At 70.2% G+C, this 16,862-nt stretch carries 16 protein-coding genes; 9 read left to right on the top strand and 7 right to left on the bottom strand.

Annotation, left to right across the window (positions count from 1 at the left end):
• Positions 1 to 337: 337 nt before the first annotated feature.
• The gene (dnaA, locus tag ABD335_RS29925; protein ID WP_344329144.1) at positions 338 to 2,113 is read right to left on the bottom strand and encodes a chromosomal replication initiator protein DnaA; all 1,776 of its coding nucleotides are present in this window, start codon (positions 2,111 to 2,113) and stop codon (positions 338 to 340) included.
• A 405-nt stretch (positions 2,114 to 2,518) separates the two neighbouring features.
• Between dnaA and rpmH the strand changes: the two genes are divergently transcribed.
• From rpmH to ABD335_RS29880, 9 genes are all read left to right on the top strand, one after another.
• Positions 2,519 to 2,656 (top strand): 50S ribosomal protein L34, encoded by a 138-nt coding sequence (gene rpmH / locus ABD335_RS29920; RefSeq protein WP_031511218.1) that lies wholly within the window; start codon positions 2,519 to 2,521, stop codon positions 2,654 to 2,656.
• Between the two features lie 24 nt (positions 2,657 to 2,680).
• Positions 2,681 to 3,073, top strand: coding sequence for a ribonuclease P protein component (gene rnpA / locus ABD335_RS29915; protein ID WP_344329142.1), 393 nt, complete (start codon positions 2,681 to 2,683; stop codon positions 3,071 to 3,073).
• The gene (yidD, locus tag ABD335_RS29910; protein WP_344329140.1) at positions 3,070 to 3,357 is read left to right on the top strand and encodes a membrane protein insertion efficiency factor YidD; all 288 of its coding nucleotides are present in this window, start codon (positions 3,070 to 3,072) and stop codon (positions 3,355 to 3,357) included. The genes rnpA and yidD overlap by 4 nt, the downstream gene beginning before the upstream one ends.
• Before the next feature lie 12 nt (positions 3,358 to 3,369).
• Positions 3,370 to 4,470, top strand: coding sequence for a membrane protein insertase YidC (gene yidC, locus ABD335_RS29905; protein WP_344329394.1), 1,101 nt, complete (start codon positions 3,370 to 3,372; stop codon positions 4,468 to 4,470).
• 15 nt (positions 4,471 to 4,485) lie between these two features.
• Positions 4,486 to 4,983, top strand: a complete 498-nt coding sequence (locus ABD335_RS29900) for a Jag family protein (protein ID WP_344329138.1) — start codon at positions 4,486 to 4,488, stop codon at positions 4,981 to 4,983.
• Positions 4,980 to 5,711, top strand: coding sequence for a 16S rRNA (guanine(527)-N(7))-methyltransferase RsmG (rsmG, locus tag ABD335_RS29895; protein ID WP_344329136.1), 732 nt, complete (start codon positions 4,980 to 4,982; stop codon positions 5,709 to 5,711). The genes ABD335_RS29900 and rsmG overlap by 4 nt, the downstream gene beginning before the upstream one ends.
• A gap of 233 nt (positions 5,712 to 5,944) precedes the next feature.
• Positions 5,945 to 7,018 carry a ParA family protein gene (locus tag ABD335_RS29890; RefSeq protein ID WP_344329392.1) on the top strand — a complete coding sequence of 358 codons (1,074 nt, stop codon included), beginning with the start codon at positions 5,945 to 5,947 and terminating at the stop codon, positions 7,016 to 7,018.
• Positions 7,015 to 8,127 carry a ParB/RepB/Spo0J family partition protein gene (locus tag ABD335_RS29885; protein WP_344329135.1) on the top strand — a complete coding sequence of 371 codons (1,113 nt, stop codon included), beginning with the start codon at positions 7,015 to 7,017 and terminating at the stop codon, positions 8,125 to 8,127. The genes ABD335_RS29890 and ABD335_RS29885 overlap by 4 nt, the downstream gene beginning before the upstream one ends.
• Before the next feature lie 45 nt (positions 8,128 to 8,172).
• Positions 8,173 to 8,790: a GNAT family N-acetyltransferase gene (locus ABD335_RS29880; RefSeq protein WP_344329133.1), complete on the top strand. Its 618-nt coding sequence runs from the start codon at positions 8,173 to 8,175 to the stop codon at positions 8,788 to 8,790.
• Between the two features lie 120 nt (positions 8,791 to 8,910).
• Here ABD335_RS29880 and trxA read toward each other — a convergent pair whose 3' ends face one another.
• The 6 genes from trxA to murJ all read right to left on the bottom strand — a co-directional run bounded on the left by trxA (position 8,911) and on the right by murJ (position 16,841).
• Positions 8,911 to 9,234, bottom strand: a complete 324-nt coding sequence (gene trxA / locus ABD335_RS29875) for a thioredoxin (RefSeq protein WP_344329132.1) — start codon at positions 9,232 to 9,234, stop codon at positions 8,911 to 8,913.
• A 51-nt stretch (positions 9,235 to 9,285) separates the two neighbouring features.
• A complete protein-coding gene (trxB, locus tag ABD335_RS29870) occupies positions 9,286 to 10,281 on the bottom strand; it encodes a thioredoxin-disulfide reductase (RefSeq protein ID WP_344329131.1) in 996 nt (331 codons plus the stop codon).
• Positions 10,282 to 10,407: 126 nt separating this feature from the next.
• Entirely contained in the window at positions 10,408 to 11,409 is a 1,002-nt protein-coding gene (locus ABD335_RS29865) for an anti-sigma factor family protein (protein ID WP_344329130.1), read from the bottom strand.
• Positions 11,406 to 12,104 (bottom strand): RNA polymerase sigma factor SigM, encoded by a 699-nt coding sequence (gene sigM, locus ABD335_RS29860; protein WP_344329129.1) that lies wholly within the window; start codon positions 12,102 to 12,104, stop codon positions 11,406 to 11,408. Before sigM ends, ABD335_RS29865 begins: the two co-directional genes overlap by 4 nt.
• A gap of 546 nt (positions 12,105 to 12,650) precedes the next feature.
• Positions 12,651 to 14,438 (bottom strand): protein kinase family protein, encoded by a 1,788-nt coding sequence (locus tag ABD335_RS29855; RefSeq protein WP_344329128.1) that lies wholly within the window; start codon positions 14,436 to 14,438, stop codon positions 12,651 to 12,653.
• Positions 14,439 to 14,570: 132 nt separating this feature from the next.
• Positions 14,571 to 16,841, bottom strand: coding sequence for a murein biosynthesis integral membrane protein MurJ (murJ, locus tag ABD335_RS29850; RefSeq protein ID WP_344329126.1), 2,271 nt, complete (start codon positions 16,839 to 16,841; stop codon positions 14,571 to 14,573).
• Positions 16,842 to 16,862: the final 21 nt, after the last annotated feature.

Here is a 16,862-nt window from a genome sequence, read left to right as displayed (position 1 = left end):
CCGCCCGCTGTGGCCACAGGCTTCGTCCACAGCCTGTGGAAAACGTTTGGACACAGATCCACACCCGGCTGACCTGCCCCGTCCGGTCGTCGATGATCGTCCCTGTGGACGCTATCGGGACAACCGCCCGGTCCCCAGCGTGTGGACGGAAGAAAGTCGGAGAATCTGTGGACCACACCTCTCGGGGCCCACGGAATCGAACAGCGGGAAGCCCTCCCGGAAACGGAGAAAAGCCCCCGGGAGACGTCCCGGGGGCTGGGATGGCCGCTCGGCCGAGCGGTGGGGAGGGCGACGCGCCGCGGAGGACGGGCGCGCCGTGGACGGCGACGCCCGGCGGTCAGGCGTTCTTGATGCGGTTGGTCAGCTCGGTGACCTGGTTGTAGATGGAGCGCCGCTCGGCCATCATCGAGCGGATCTTGCGGTCGGCGTGCATCACGGTGGTGTGGTCCCGGCCGCCGAACTGGGCGCCGATCTTCGGCAGCGACAGGTCGGTCAGCTCACGGCACAGGTACATGGCGATCTGCCGCGCGGTGACCAGGACCCGGCTGCGCGAGGAGCCGCACAGGTCGTCCACCGTCAGCCCGAAGTAGTCGGCGGTCGCGGCCATGATGTTCGCCGCGGTGATCTCCGGCGCCGCGTCCTCGCCGCCGGGGATGAGGTCCTTCAGGACGATCTCCGTCAGGCCCAGGTCGACGGGCTGGCGGTTGAGGCTGGCGAAGGCCGTGACCCGGATCAGCGCGCCCTCCAGTTCGCGGATGTTGCGCGAGATCCGGGAGGCGATGAACTCCAGCACCTCCGGCGGCGCGTTCAGCTGCTCCTGGACGGCCTTCTTCCGCAGGATCGCGATGCGCGTCTCCAGCTCGGGCGGCTGGACGTCGGTGATCAGCCCCCACTCGAACCGGTTGCGCAGCCGGTCCTCCAGGGTGACCAGCTGCTTGGGCGGCCGGTCGGAGGAGAGCACGATCTGCTTGTTGGCGTTGTGGAGGGTGTTGAAGGTGTGGAAGAACTCCTCCTGCGTCGACTCCTTGCTCGCCAGGAACTGGATGTCGTCGACCAGCAGGATGTCCATGTCGCGGTAGCGCTTGCGGAACGCGTCCGCCTTGCCGTCGCGGATGGAGTTGATGAACTCGTTGGTGAACTCCTCCGAGCTGACGTACCGCACCCGCGTGCCCGGGTAGAGGCTGCGCGCGTAGTGCCCGATGGCGTGCAGCAGGTGCGTCTTGCCCAGCCCGGACTCGCCGTAGATGAACAGCGGGTTGTACGCCTTCGCCGGCGCCTCGGCCACGGCCACCGCCGCGGCGTGCGCGAAGCGGTTGGAGGCCCCGATGACGAAGGTGTCGAAGAGGTACTTCGGGTTCAGCCGCGCGGTCGGCTCGCCCGGACCGGACGCGGGCGCCGGCTGCGCGGCGAGCGGGCCGGGCGCGCCGCTGGGGGCGGGGAGCTGCGGGGAGTCCCCCCGGCCGGTGGCCCGGGGGCCGGTGTAGCGCGGCACGGGCGGCTGGTCGTAGGGCGACGCGCGGTGCCGGCCGTCGTAGGAGGGGGGCTCGTACGACGAGGGCTGCGACGGGTACGGGTCGCGCGGCGGCTGCCACGCGTCGGGGTCCTGCGGGCGCGGCCAGGCACCCGGCTGGTGCTGCTGGGGCGCGTGCGGGTAGTCCGGGTACGCGGGGCGCGCGTTCGGCAGCTCGGGCCGGCCCTCGTGCTGGGGGCCGTGGGAGCCGTGGGAGGTGTCGTAGGGCCGCTCGTCGTAGTGGAGCGGCTGACGACGCGGTGTGGGCTGGTGGTGCCGAGGAGGCTCGGGCGACGCGGGAGCCGCGGGGGGCGCCGGGGCGGGTGACTCCGGGACCGGGCCGGTGACGGTGATCGCGAGGCGGATGGGCTGCTGGCACTCGCGGCTGAGCGCTTCGGTGATGAGGGGGGAGAGCCGCCCTTCCAGGACACCCTTGGCGTACTCGTTCGGCACGCCGAGCAGCGCGGTGCCGGACACCAGCACCAGGGGCTGGCAGTCCTTGAGCCACCGCTGGTCCTTGGCCTCGACGCCCTGGCCGTCGGCGAGGAGCTGCTCCAGCACGCGTGGCCACACTGCGGCAAGATCGGCAGGTAGGTCAGCCACAGGGCACGCTCTCTCACTCGCTGGGTGGGGGTTGTTCGGGGTGATCGGGGTTGTTCGGGTTCGGTCGGGCTCCGACAGCCCCACCCATGTGTGGTTCTCGGGACGGTCGGGAAGAAATGGGAGTTCAGCCACGGTAGTCAGCGCGACGCGTGCGGTTCAAGTCGTTGTCCACAGGCTGTGCACAGAACCCCCCGGCCGGACCTGGTTTGACCTTATGGCGTGCGCCCGCGTACCGTGTCGAGGTCGAGTTGTCGATGGCTGCTGCCGCCTGCCTCCGATGGGCAAGATCCTAGTGATCATAGAAGCGGTGCACTCGGGCGTTGCGAGCTACTCGTGGGCGCACGGTGACAGCCATTCGGCGCCCCACACGTCTCCCAGAGACACAAGAATTCCTGGAGCCCCCGAGTGAGCAAGCGCACCTTCCAGCCGAACAACCGCCGCCGCGCGAAGACCCACGGTTTCCGGCTGCGCATGCGGACCCGTGCCGGTCGTGCGATCATCGCGTCCCGCCGCAGCAAGGGCCGCGCTCGTCTGTCGGCCTGACCAGTCAGACCGCGGGTCCGTGACGTGCTGCCCTCCGAGAACCGGCTGAGGCGGCGCGAGGATTTCGCGGTCGCGGTACGTCGGGGGCGGCGGGCCGGGCGCCCGCTCCTCGTCGTCCATCTGCGCAGGGGATCCCCTCGGCCCGATTCCGGGGGACGTACGGACCCGCACGCCGCGGAGGGAGTCGTTCCTCCGGTGCGTGCGGGTTTCGTCGTGAGCAAGGCCGTGGGCAATGCGGTCGTCCGCAACCGCGTCAAGCGGCGTCTGCGTCATCTGGTCCGGGAGAGGCTCGACGTGCTGCCGCCCGGTAGCCTGATGGTCGTACGGGCGCTGCCCGGTGCGGGTGAGGCGGAGCACGAGGAACTGGCCCGTGATCTGGACACCGCACTGCAGCGGCTGCTGGGAGGCCCCTCGTGAAATACCCGCTGCTGTGGTTGATCAAGCTGTACCAGTGGACCATCAGCCCGTTGCTCGGGCCGGTGTGCAAGTACTACCCGTCGTGTTCCCACTACGGCTATGAGGCCGTCAACCGACACGGCGCGGTGAAGGGGACGGCGCTGACCGCCTGGCGCATTCTGCGCTGCAACCCATGGTCGTCCGGTGGGGTCGATCACGTCCCCGCCCGGAAGCACCCGGTCTGGCATCAGCGGCTGCGTGCCCGCTGGCAGCACCGGACCCAGTCCAATGCCCAAGGAGCCTGACTCGTGGACACGATCGACACGATCCTCGGTCCTCTCTATACCGCTGTTTCCTGGATCATCGTCCAGTTCCACAAGCTGTACAGCATCCCCTTCGGGGAGGACAGCGGCTGGGCCTGGGGTCTGTCCATCGTCTCGCTGGTGATCGTGATCCGCATCGCCCTGATCCCGCTCTTCGTGAAGCAGATCAAGGCCACGCGGAACATGCAGGCGCTCCAGCCGAAGATGAAGGCGATCCAGGAGCGCTACAAGAACGACCGGCAGCGCCAGTCGGAAGAGATGATGAAGCTGTACAAGGAGACGGGGACCAACCCGCTCTCCAGCTGTCTTCCGATCCTCGCGCAGTCGCCGTTCTTCCTGGCGCTCTACCAGGTGCTGAACAAGATCGCCAACAACCAGGTGGTCGGTGTCCTCAACCAGGACCTGGTGAGCAGCGCCCGTGAGGCCCACGTCTTCGGGGCACCGATCGCCGCCCGCTTCATGGACAGCGCCGACAAGGTCGAGACGCTGAACGCCTCGCTGACCGACGTCCGCGTGGTCACCGTCATCATGATCCTGCTGATGTCGGCGTCGCAGTTCTACACGCAGCGGCAGCTGATGACGAAGAACGTCGACCTGACGGTCAAGACGCCGTTCATGCAGCAGCAGAAGATGCTGATGTACGTCTTCCCGATCATCTTCGCGGTCTTCGGCATCAACTTCCCCGTCGGTGTCCTCGTCTACTGGCTGACCACCAACGTGTGGACCCTCGGGCAGCAGATGTACATCATCAAGCGCAACCCGACGCCGGGCTCGCTGGCCTGGAAGCAGCGCCAGGAGAAGCTGCGCGCCAAGGGCAAGCTCAAGGAGGACCCGGCGGAGGTCCAGGCGAGGAAGGCCGTCGAGGCCGCCCGCGCCAACCGGCAGCAGCCCAAGCGCATGACCAAGGCCCAGCGCCAGGCCGCCGCGGCCCAGGCGGAGGCGAAGAAGGCCGAGGAGCAGGCCGCCGAGGGGAAGCCCTCCACGGCCGAGAAGACCTCCGGGGGCGACCGGCCGGCGCGGACCAGGCAGCAGCCCAAGAAGAAGTCCGGGCAGCGCAAGGGCCCGCAGCGTCCCAAGCACCCGTCCAAGAAGTAAGTAAGGAGTCCACTCGTGACGGACACGACCGCAGAGGGCGCCGACACCCTGACCCGTCTTGAGCAGGAAGGGGAGATCGCGGCCGACTATCTCGAGGGGCTCCTCGACATCGCGGACCTCGACGGCGACATCGACATGGACGTCGAGGCCGACCGTGCCGCGGTGTCGATCATCAGCGACGGCGAGAGCCGGGACCTGCAGAAGCTCGTCGGCCGGGACGGTGAGGTGCTGGAGGCGCTCCAGGAGCTGACGAGGCTGGCGGTGCACCGGGAGACCGGCGACCGCAGCCGGCTGATGCTGGACATCGCCGGTTACCGGGCGCGCAAGCGCCAGGAGCTGACGGCCCTGGGCACCAAGACCGCGAAGGAAGTGAAGCGCACCGGCGAGCCGGTGAAGCTCAAGCCCATGACGCCCTTCGAGCGCAAGGTCGTCCACGATGCCGTGGCCGCGGCCGGGCTGCGCAGTGAGTCCGAGGGCGAGGAACCGCAGCGCTGCGTGGTCGTGCTGCCGTGACGGAATCCGCGTCGTCGACCCTCCCTCCCGCGCCCGAGGTGGCGCGGGAGGTTTTCGGTGATCGCTTCGCCGACGCGGTCCGCTATGCGGAGCTGCTGGCGGAGGTGGGAGTCAAACGCGGACTGATCGGGCCGCGTGAAGTGCCGCGCCTGTGGGAGCGCCACCTGCTGAACTGCGCGGTGCTCTCGGAGGTCGTGCCCGAGGGAGTGACGGTCTGCGACGTCGGTTCGGGCGCCGGATTGCCGGGGGTGCCGCTCGCGCTGGTGCGTCCGGACCTGGAGATCACGCTGCTGGAGCCGCTGCTGCGCCGGACGAACTTCCTCCAGGAGACCGTCGAGCTGCTGGGGCTGGAGCACGTGTCCGTGGTGCGGGGGCGGGCCGAGGAAGTCCTCGGTTCGCTCTCCCCGGTGCATGTGGTGACGGCCCGGGCAGTGGCCCCGCTGGACCGGCTCGCCGGATGGGGTGTGCCGCTGCTGCGGCCGTACGGCGAGATGCTGGCGCTCAAGGGGGACACGGCCGAGGAGGAACTGAAGGCGGCCCGGTCCGCGCTCCAGAAGCTCGGGGCGGTGGAGTCGTCGGTGCTCCGCGTCGGCGAGGGACTGGTGGACCCGCCGGCCACCGTGGTGCGGGTCGAGGTCGGAGAGAGCCCGGGCGGGGTGCGGTTCGCCGCCAAGCGGGCGAAGGCCGCTCGGACGGGACGTTCTCGAGGGACCCGGCGCCGACGGTGACCCCGAGGTGGGGTTCCATTACTCCGTAGAGTCGCCATAGACGCCTTCTGCGGAGTGTCGCCACGTCCGGGGTCGAGCGTGGATGCATCGTGCTTCCCGTGAAACGTCGCTTCCTGTTGCACGGAATCATCCATCGTGGGCGTTCGAACGGTGCATCGCGCTCATCCAAGCCCCGCTCGGAAGTGGATTCATCCACAGGTGAGCGGGGCTCGCTGGTTCCCGACCCCGATGGCATGGCAGGCTCTCTTCATTGCGAGCCTGATGTCGAGGAGAGTGAACCGTTGCGGTCCGACGGCCATATCGCGGGACCGATGACCGATCCGGTCCCGGGCCCCCGTTCTGAAACGGCGGATGTTTCACGTGAAACGCTGAGCGAGAATCCGCCCCCGATGGACGCCACCCCCCGGTACAACGGGGATGTCTCCGCACCGGTCGGCCGGGCCGCTCAGCAGGCGGTGGCGGCGATGAACCGGGCCGGTGAGGGCCTCCCCCGCCCCGAGGAGACTCGGGTGATGGTGGTCGCCAACCAGAAGGGCGGGGTCGGCAAGACCACGACCACGGTGAACCTCGCCGCGTCCCTGGCGCTGCACGGAGCCCGGGTCCTGGTGATCGACCTCGACCCCCAGGGCAACGCGTCCACAGCCCTGGGGATCGACCACCACGCCGAGGTGCCTTCGATCTACGACGTTCTGGTGGACAGCAGGCCGCTCTCCGACGTCGTTCAGCCGGTGCGGGAGGTGGAGGGGCTCTTCTGCGCCCCGGCCACGATCGACCTCGCCGGCGCCGAGATCGAACTGGTCTCGCTGGTGGCGCGGGAGAGCCGTCTGCACAAGGCGATCTCCGCATACGAGCAGCCGCTGGACTACATCTTCATCGACTGCCCGCCCTCGCTCGGCCTGCTGACCGTCAACGCTTTGGTCGCCGGCGCGGAGGTGGTCATCCCGATCCAGTGCGAGTACTACGCGCTGGAGGGGCTGGGGCAGCTGCTGCGGAACGTCGAACTGGTCAAGGGGCACCTCAACCCCAAGCTCCATGTCTCGACGATCCTTCTCACGATGTACGACGGGCGGACACGGCTCGCCTCCCAGGTGGCGGAGGAGGTGCGCGGCCACTTCGGCAAGGAGGTCCTGCGCACCAACATCCCGAGGTCGGTCCGCATCTCCGAGGCGCCCAGCTACGGGCAGACGGTTCTCACTTACGATCCGAGTTCCAGCGGTGCGCTCTCCTATCTGGAAGCGGCTCGGGAGATCGCGCTGCGAGGTGCCGGTAAGCAGCAGGAACAGCACATGGTGGAGGGGAATCAGTGACGGAACGACGTAGAGGGCTGGGCCGAGGGCTCGGTGCGCTGATCCCCGCGGCCCCGGCGGGACCGGACGACAGTGTCAGCCCGTTGGTGGGAGAGAACGGGGCGCTTTCGCCCACCGCGGTTCCGGTGCTCACACCGGGGCGTGGGGTGGCGGCCGCCAAGGTGGCCTCCCTGCCGGCAGGCGACACTCGGCAGGGGAACGCGGTTTCACGTGAAACCGCGCCCGCGGAGGGGACGGCGGGCGGCGAGGTGGCGGGTGCCCACTTCGCCGAGGTGCCGATCGATGCCATCACCCCCAACCCCCGGCAGCCGCGTGAGGTCTTCGACGAGGACGCGCTGGCGGAACTGGTCACCTCCATCAAGGAAGTCGGTCTTCTCCAGCCGGTCGTCGTACGCCGGACGGGGCCGGAGCGCTACGAGCTCATCATGGGGGAGCGGCGCTGGCGGGCCTGCCGGGAGGCCGGGCTGAAGAAGATCCCGGCGATCGTCCGGGCCACGGAGGACGAGAAGCTCCTCCTGGACGCCTTGCTGGAGAACCTGCACCGGGCCCAGCTGAACCCCCTGGAGGAGGCGGCGGCGTACGACCAGCTGCTGAAGGACTTCAACTGCACACACGACCAGCTGGCCGACCGCATCGGCCGCTCGCGCCCGCAGGTCTCCAACACGCTGCGTTTGCTGAAGCTCTCGCCGCCGGTGCAGCGGCGGGTGGCGGCCGGGGTGCTGTCGGCAGGGCATGCCCGTGCGCTGCTGTCGGTGGAGGACCCCGAGGAGCAGGACCGGCTCGCCCACCGCATCGTGGCCGAGGGGCTGTCGGTTCGGGCGGTCGAGGAGATCGTGACCCTGATGGGCTCGAAGCCGAAGAGCCGGGCCAAGTTCAGGGGACCGCGGGCCGGCAAGCGGGTCTCCCCCGCGCTGGACCACCTGGCGACCCGACTCTCGGACCGCTTCGACACCCGGGTGAAGGTGGACCTGGGCCAGAAGAAGGGAAAGATCGTCGTCGAGTTCGCCTCGATGGAGGATCTGGAGCGGATTCTGAGCCAGTTCGCGCCGGGTGAGGACCAATTGCTGGAGCAGCAGCTCTCCAGGGGAGACGACGACACCGACGAGTGAGCGGAAGAACCCGGACAAGTGACGCCCCATGGATACGATGTCTCCATGGGGCGTCAACTCGTTCCTCTCACTCTGGACAACCTGCCGGACCTCCCCAAACGCTGCCGTAGGTGTGTCTTCTGGGAGCTCGATCCCGTCAGCGGCGACGCCGCGGTGAAGGCAGGACGGCCGGATCTGGAGAAGGAAGCCTGGATATCGGCCGTACTGCTGGAGTGGGGATCCTGTGGGCGGGTCGTCTACGTCGACGATGTGCCGGTGGGCTTCGTGCTCTACGCACCGCCCGCCTATGTGCCGCGTTCGACGGCATTCCCCACCAGTCCCGTGTCGTCGGACGCGGTGCAGTTGATCACCGCCTGGCTGATGCCCGGCTACCAGGGCCAGGGGCTGGGGCGGGTGATGGTGCAGGCCGTGGCGAAGGATGTGCTGAGGCGGGGCTTCAAGGCGATCGAGGCGTTCGGGGACGCCCGCTGGAAAGAGCCCGCCTGTCTGCTCCCCGCCGACCACCTTCTGGCGGTCGGCTTCAAGACGGTGCGCCCGCACCACGCCTATCCACGGCTGAGGTTGGAACTGCGGACGACGCTCTCGTGGAAGCAGGACGTGGAGTTGGCGATCGATCGGCTGTTGGGAGCCGTACAGAAGGAGCCCGCTCTCAGGCCTCTGTGAACCGCTCTGGGCCGCCGTGCCCGTCTCGTGGCCGGCGGTGACGCGGCCGCAGGGCCGCGGCCGTCCGGAACGCCAACAGGCCCGCCCCACGGGGGGCGGGCCTGTTTCACGTGAAACGCGTCAGCCGATGAACTCGGCCAGGTCGCGCTCGATCGCGGCCTTGGGCTTGGCACCGACGATGGTCTTCACGACCTCGCCGCCCTTGTAGACGTTCATCGTCGGGATGGACATGATGCCGTACTTGGCGGCGGTGGCCGGGTTCTCGTCGATGTTGAGCTTGACGACGGTGATCTTGTCGGCCTGCTCCTCGGCGATCGCCTCCAGGGACGGGGCGATCTGACGGCACGGGCCGCACCAGGCCGCCCAGAAGTCGACCAGGACGGGCTTGTCGCTCTTGAGGACGACGTCCTCGAAGTCGGCGTCGGTGGCGGTCAGGGTGGCCATGGTGTTCTCCTTGAGTTCTCGGGTGTGTGGGCTGGAGCGGAAGCAGGTCGTTCAGAGAGCGGCGGCGGCCGCGGCCTCTTCGGCCTTCTCCGGCTCGGCGACGGCCTCGCCGTCGCTCAGCGCGGCCAGGTAGCGCTCGGCGTCCAGGGCGGCGGAGCAGCCGGTGCCGGCGGCGGTGATGGCCTGGCGGTAGGTGTGGTCCACCACGTCCCCGGCGGCGAAGACGCCGGGGACGTTGGTGCGAGTGCTGGGGGCGTCCACCTTCAGGTACCCCTCGTCGTCCAGGTCGAGGGTGCCCTTGAACAGCTCGGTGCGCGGGTCGTGTCCGATGGCGACGAACAGACCGGTCACCGGCAGCTCGGAGGTCTCGCCGGTGACGGTGTCGCGCAGGGTCAGCCCCGAGAGCTTGCCGTCGGTCTCGTGGATCTCGGCGACCTCGCTGTTCCACGCGAACTTGATCTTCGGGTCGGCGAAGGCGCGCTCCTGCATGGCCTTGGAGGCACGCAGGGCGTCCCGACGGTGGACGACGGTGACCGAGTCGGCGAACCGGGACAGGAAGGTGGCCTCCTCCATCGCGGTGTCGCCGCCACCGACCACGGCGATGTGGTGGTTGCGGAAGAAGAAGCCGTCGCAGGTGGCGCAGTAGGACACGCCGCGGCCGGAGAGCTCCTCCTCCTTGGGGAGGCCGAGCCTGCGGTGCTGGGAGCCGGTGGCGACGATGACCGCGCGGGCCCGGTGCACGGTGCCCGCGGAGTCGGTCACCGACTTGATCTCGCCGGTCAGGTCCACGGCGACCACATCGTCGGCGACCAGCTCGGCGCCGAAGCGCTCGGCCTGGGCGCGCATGTTCTCCATCAGGTCCGGGCCCATGATGCCGTCGCGGAAACCGGGGAAGTTCTCCACCTCGGTGGTGTTCATCAGCGCGCCGCCTGCGGTCACCGAGCCCTCGAAGACCAGCGGCTTCAGCGAGGCGCGGGCGGTGTAGAGCGCTGCGGTGTAGCCCGCCGGCCCGGAGCCGATGATGATCACGTTGCGGACGTCGCTCACGGGAGTCTTCCTTGTCTGCCGATGGGTCTGCCGATGGGTCTGAGACGGGCCTCGGGGGAGGCTCATCTCACCCAACGAATCCTAGGAGGAAGGCATTCCCGACCGTGGTAACGCGCGTGGGCAGAGTCATCGCGCATAGGTACGGGTGGCGAGCACCGTGCCCGGCTCGGAAGGTGTCTTCCCGACGCAGTCGGCGTCAACCACATAGGCGTCCACGCGGGTGCCGTCCGACCCGTGCGGCAGGACCACGATGTACGCCTGCCGTCCCTCGTAGACGTCCTTGTCGACGGCGAGCGGCACCTCGTCGCGGTCGATGCCCTCACGGACACAGGACGGCATCGTGGGCGTGCCGGTGCTCAGGGGGGCATTGGGGCTCGCCTTGGTGGTGAACTCCGGGGTGTCGTCCGGTCCGGCCTTCTCCGGCCCCTGCTTCGGTTTCCCGGATGTCCCGCCGTCCGCGAGCAGGGACCTTATCCGTGCCTCCAGGGCCTCGTCGGCCACGCCGGTCTCGGAGCGGCTCGTGCTGTCCGAGGCGACTCCACTGTCGGTTCGGGCGCCCGAGGAGCCCGCTTGCAGCTCGGGCAGGAGCAGGGCACCGAAGGCGATGAGGGCTGCCGCGCCCGCGGTGCCGAGCAGAGCCGTGCGCCAACGTCGTGATCGGCGTGCGGAGCGTCCCGGCCCGCCCGCGCCCCGGGCGTGTCCCGCGGGACGGGTGGACGATCGCCCCGCGGAGGTTGTTTCACGTGAAACGACACGTGCGGCCGGCGTTTCACGTGAAACGGCGGCCGGCTCCCCCTCCGGGGACCGATCCCGTCCGTCGGTCCGGTCCTCGTCGGAGGCGGGGCCGGAATCGGGGGCCGTGGCGTCGAGCAGAGCCTCCGCGGCCAAGGCGGCATCGATGCGGCCCGCGACATCGGACGGCATCCGGACCGGCCCCGGGAGAGTGCCCAGGGCACTGCGGATCTCCTCCAGGGAGACCTGCACGTCCGCGCACAGGTCGCAGTCGGACAGGTGAGCGCGTACGTCGGCCGAGCGCTCCGGAGGGAGCAGCCCCTCGGCAAGAGCGGAGATCTCGGCGACCTCGGGATGTTCGTCCGTGCCGAACGACGCGGAAGACGGGGATGTCATGCGTGTTCACCTCCGCCCTTCACGGCCCCGGTGTCTGGCTTCTCTCTTGCCGCTGGGACGGACGTCCCCAGCGTCCGGTTCCTTCCCCCGCTGCCCGGTGGGGTATCCCCTCTCGGCCCACCGGACCGCAGATGGGCCACCAGCGGCAGCAGACGGGCCCGCCCCCGGGCGCAGCGGCTCTTGATGGTGCCGACCGCGACGCCGAGGATCCGGGCGGCCTCGGCGACCGGATAGCCCTGCATGTCGACGAGAACGAGCGCCGCTCGCTGCTCGGGCGGCAGCTCGGAGAGCGCGGCGATGAGCTGACGCTGGAGATCCCACCGCTCGGCCGGCACGGCCGCGGACTCGTGCGGCTCCAGGAGCTGCTCCAGTCGCTCGGGCTCGGCCACGGGCGAGGTGCGGCGGCTGGCGGCCTTGCGGGCGCGGTCCAGGCAGGCGTTGACGGTGATGCGGTGCAGCCAGGTGGTGACGGCCGACTGGCCCCGGAAGGTGTGGGCGGCCCGGTAGGCGGAGACGAAGGCGTCCTGGACGGCGTCGGCGGCCTCCTCGCGGTCCCCCAGGACCCGCAGGGCGACTGCCCACAGCCGGTCGCGATGCCGCCGCACTATCTCGCCGAAGGCGTGGGGATCGCCTGCGACATGGCGAGCGAGAAGTTCCCGATCGCTCGGACTGTCCGACGCGTTTTCGCGGGTCATGCCGTGGTCGCCCCCGCTGTTGTGTGAGGAACGCGTATGCCGGGCAAGGGGATCAAGCTAATCAACCATACAAGGGAGAGGGGCTGGTCAGGGCTTTCCTGCGGAAGTAGGCGGCTCTTGCCGTGGCCACCACTGCACTGCTCGTGGTGAGTATTTCTACTGCCTCCACGGTGCGGGCGGCAATCAACACGGGCGATGGATGCGGTCCGAGCGACGGACGCCTGCGCCCGTGCCGTGGACAGCGCCCGCCGGGAGCCGATGTCCGCCGTCGGAACAACGGCAACGGCACCGGCGGCAATCCGAATCCGACCCCGGCCACGGCTCCGTTGCCCCGGGTGCGGAGCGGGGCCCGCGCGCCAGGAGAAGGCGAGAACAACGGGGACGACAGCGAGAACGACGGCGCTTCCTGACGCACGGCCTCGCCGTCCTACGGACCCTGCCCGCTCCCCTGGGCCCCACGGGCCGAGGGGAGGGTGTCGTCCCCGGCGGATCCGGTCGGGCACGCCGCCCCTCCCGACCTCCGGAGACGACACACGCGGGGACGGCTCAGTACCCCTTGAAGGCCACCTCGTTGATCCCCTGCTTGTATCCCGGGTTGCTGTAGGAGTCACCCGGTGCGTACGGCGCGGCGGTGATCCACACCACCAGATACCGGGCACTGTGCGGCTTCTTCGGAGCCAGCTTCAGGGAGTTCGAGGACGTGTTCCCCGACGCGATCTCGCGCATCCCGTCGATGGAGGCGGACGAGGAGAGGGCGTCGGCCGCGTAGAGGGAGACGGCCGTGTGGTCGCCTCCGTAGCGCAGGCTTATCGTCGCGGACGAGATCTTCTTCTCGGTGCCGAGGTCGTAGACGATCCCGAATCCCGCCTTGTAGGGCCTCAGCACGGGACCGTCACGGAAGGACTTGCTGCGCCAGTACGTCTGGGAGTCGCCGTCGTGGGTCAGGCCGACCTCGTCGGCGTCCTGGGGCCTGCCGTCGGGGTAGTACTCCTGGGCCGTCTTGATGTCGAGGTCCTCCGCCTTCGGGGCCTCGGCGTCCGTCTTGCCGCTGTTCTGGGCGGCCCCGGGGTCGGAAGGCTGCTCGACCCGACCGCGCATCAGGGCGTCGGCGAGCTGCCAGCTGCCCAGACCCAGCGCGGCGATGAGCAGGGCGGAGACGCTCCACTTCAGGAATCTGCCGGTGCGGCCGGGCAGGGCGGGAGGCACGGGCGGCACGGCCCCCGCGGGACCGCCGGGCCCCACGGGGGTGCGGGCGGTGGGGGCACCGTTCCGGAGGGAGGAGCGCTGGTACGGGGGCGGCGCGGTGAACTCGGGCTCCGGCGGGCGGATGCGCGGGAGCGCGGCGATCGCCTTGGTCAGTTCCTCCGGGGTGGTGCAGGGCTGCTCCTGGCGGGAGGCGGTGGCGCCCTTGTTGACGAGCGCGCGCATGGCCAACTCGGAGAGACCGCGGTGCACCCCGGCGCGCACCTGGTCCGGCGGGACGAGGGAGTCTCCGGTCAGCTCGGCCATGCCGCTGAGGCCGTAGGCGTCCTCACGGTAGGGCCAGCGCTGGGTGAGGGCGGCGTAGAGCAGGGCGCCGATCGCCTCGGTGTCGGTGCGCTGGGGATGGTCGGAGGCGATGCCGCGCAGCGCGGCGTTCACGGCGAGGCCGCGGATGCGGTACTGGCCGGCGGCGGTGCGCAGGACGCAACCGGGGGTCAGCCGCAGGTGGGCCAGTCCCTCGCGGTGGGCGGCGGCCATCGCCTGGGCGACCTGGGAGACGAGCTGGTACGCCTCGTGGGTCTGCAGGGGGCCGGCGGCGAGCAGGGTGGTCAGGGAGGTGGCGTCCGGGAGCCACTCGTGGACGACGTAGACGAGGTCGTTCTCCTCGACCGCGTCCAGGACCTGGACGAAGCGGGGGTCGCCGAGGAGGGCTGCGGAGCGGGCCGCGGCGAGGACGGAACGGGCGCGTGGGTGGTCGGCGGCCAGCAGATGGACGCCGACGGCGCGGCGCAGCTTCTCGTCCACGGCGCGCCAGCTGCTGAAGCCGTCCAGGCGCGTTACGCACTCCTCCAGGCGGTAGCGCCGGGCGAGTTTGTGTCCGCTGTGCAGCTCGGGAGGCTGAGGTGGTCGGGACGAGGACGTCGGTGGTGCCGAGTCGGTGGGCTGTGTCTCGGAGCCCTTCGTATGCGCGGTGGGAGCGTTGTCCTCCGCGGCGTCGTTGTCATCGCTCTCGTGGGCCGTTGCACCGTCGGCCGTGGCCTGCTCCGCCTCGGCGGTCGGCGGCTTGTCCTTGCCGCCCGCTCCGCCGCTCTTGTCGGCCACGTCGACGGCAGCCGTGCTCCGTTCCGCCACCGTCGGTCCTGCCTCCCCATTCGTTGCAGCCTGTTCGTCAACACAGCCAGAGACAATTGTGCCCACAGTCCATCGGTATGCACGACACACGGGTGGGGCCGAGGGTTGTGCGGCCGAGGCCGGGCGGTTTCGTCAGCGGCCCAGTTTGGCGCGGACCATACCCACCATGGCCGTCAGCTCCTCGATCCGCATGCGCTTGGCGGCCAGGACGAACACCACGGCCAGCGCCAGACCGCCCGCGACCAGGGCCGTGGCGCCACCGACGAAACCGGCGCCGAGCGCCTGGAGTACGGCGTAGGCGATGCCGCCGCCGACGAGGGCGGCCGGAACACCGGCGCCGCAGAGCCGGGTGTAGGTGCGGACGACGCGGGCGCCGTCCAGGTCCCCGCCGAGCAGCTTGCGCAGCCGCTTCCAGGCGACGCCCACGCCGATGGCGTAGGCGATGCCGTACGAGGCGGCCATGCCGACGACCGCCCAGCGACTGGGCAGCACCAGGAAGCACAGCGCGGAGCCGGCCGCGTTGCCGATGGCGACGATGACCGTGTTGTAGAAGGGGGTGCGGGTGTCCTCGTAGGCGTAGAAGCCCCTGAGCACGACGTACTGCACGGAGTACGGGATCAGGCCCAGGCCGAAGGCCATCAGCGTGTAGCCCATCGAGGTGGCCGCGTCGACGCCCGCGGAGGAGTACATCAGCAGGCACATGGGCACGCCCAGCGCCACGAAGGCGAAGGCGACGGGCACGATGGCGACGGCCGAGGTGCGCAGCCCGTGCGAGATGTCGTCGCGGACGGCGCCCGGGTCGTCGTCGTGGGCGGCGCGGGAGATCCTCGGCAGCAGGGCGGCCATCACCGAGACGGTGATGATGGCCTGCGGCATCTGCCAGATCAGCTGGGCGTTGCTGTAGGCCAGGATGCCGGTGCCGGGGTGCCCGTCGGCGTCCGCGGCCTTGCCCGCCCAGGTGGCGAGCTGGGTGACGACCAGCAGTCCCGCCTGGTTGGCCAGGACGAACAGGAACGTCCACTTGGCGAGGCGCGCGGCCTTGCCCAGGCCGTGGCCGCGCCAGTCGAAGCGCGGACGGACGCGGAACCCGGTGGCCCGCAGGTAGGGGATCATCGCCAGGGCCTGCACCACCAGGCCCAGCAGGGTGCCGACCCCGAGCAGTCGGACGCCCTCCGGCGGGATCGTCTCGACGGTCATCCCGGAGGTGCGGGCCGTGCCGTACACCCAGATGAACAGGCCGAAGGTGGTGATGATGACGATGTTGTTCAGGACCGGGGTCCACATCATCGCGCCGAACCGGCCCCGGGCGTTGAGGATCTGGCCCATGACGACGTGGACGCCCATGAAGAAGATCGTCGGCAGGCAGTAGCGGGCGAAGGTGACCGCCACGTTGTTGGCCTCCGGATCGTCGGCGATCGGCACCGACATCATCCGTACCAGCAGGGGCGCGCCGAGCACGGTGAGCGCTACGAGGGCGCCGAGGACCACCGTGACCAGGGTGAGCAGGCGGTTGGCGTACGCCTCGCCGCCGTCGGCGTCGTTCTTCATGGCCCGCACGAGCTGCGGGACGAAGACGGAGTTCAGGCCGCCGCCGATGGACAGGATGTAGATCATCGTCGGCAGCGTGTAGGCCACGGTGTAGGCGTCGCCGAGCAGGGCGGCGCCGAGCGCGGCGGTGATCACCAGGGTGCGGACGAAGCCCGTGAGCCGGGAGACCATGGTGCCCGCGGCCATGATGGCGCTGGACTTCAGTATGCCGCCGCCGCGACGCGCGGGCTTGGCGGGAGCCACCGGAGGCGTCGCGCCGGTGGTCTCCTCCTCCGCCACGGCCTGCTGCAACGGCGGGGGCTGGGGGGCGGAGGCGGAGGGCGGCGGCTGCTCGGTCTGGTGGAACGGACCGGTCTGGTGGGGACCGGGTTGGGGGGACGGCTCGTACGGGTTCCGCGATCCGGAGGCTTCCCCCTCCCGGTGCTCCGGGGGCCGGTGCCCGTACGGATGCCGGGAGTCGGTCGGACCCGCCGGCTGCCCGGACGACGGGTACTGCTGGTACGGCCCGGGCGGCGGAGCCTGCTGGTCGCGGTAGAGGTGCGCGAAGGCGTCGTCGCGCGTCCGCCCACCGTCCTCGTCCGGTGCTCTGCTGAGCAGGTCGTCCACGCCCGTGAAGCGCACGGTCGCCGGGTCGTCGCCGTACGGCAGCCGCCGTGAGGGGCCCTCCGGCTCCGGCGGCGGTGTCGGCGCCCAGCGGCGGGGGTCGGGGGCGTGGTGGGACGGCGACGGCTGCCCGTAGAGGTCCCGGGGGCCGTCGGGGTGCGGGGCGTTCCGGTCGTACGGCTCCCGGCCGCCCCGGGCGGTCGGGTCCCCGCCCGGCGTGTCGCCGCGGTCACGGTCGTACGGCGCGTTCATCGCTGCAACCCCACCTCATCG

It is taken from the genome of Streptomyces macrosporus (genome assembly GCF_039533145.1).
Lineage (GTDB): Bacteria > Actinomycetota > Actinomycetes > Streptomycetales > Streptomycetaceae > Streptomyces > Streptomyces macrosporus.
Note: the sequence above shows the minus strand (reverse complement) of the source record. Positions and strands in the feature narration are given on the sequence as shown.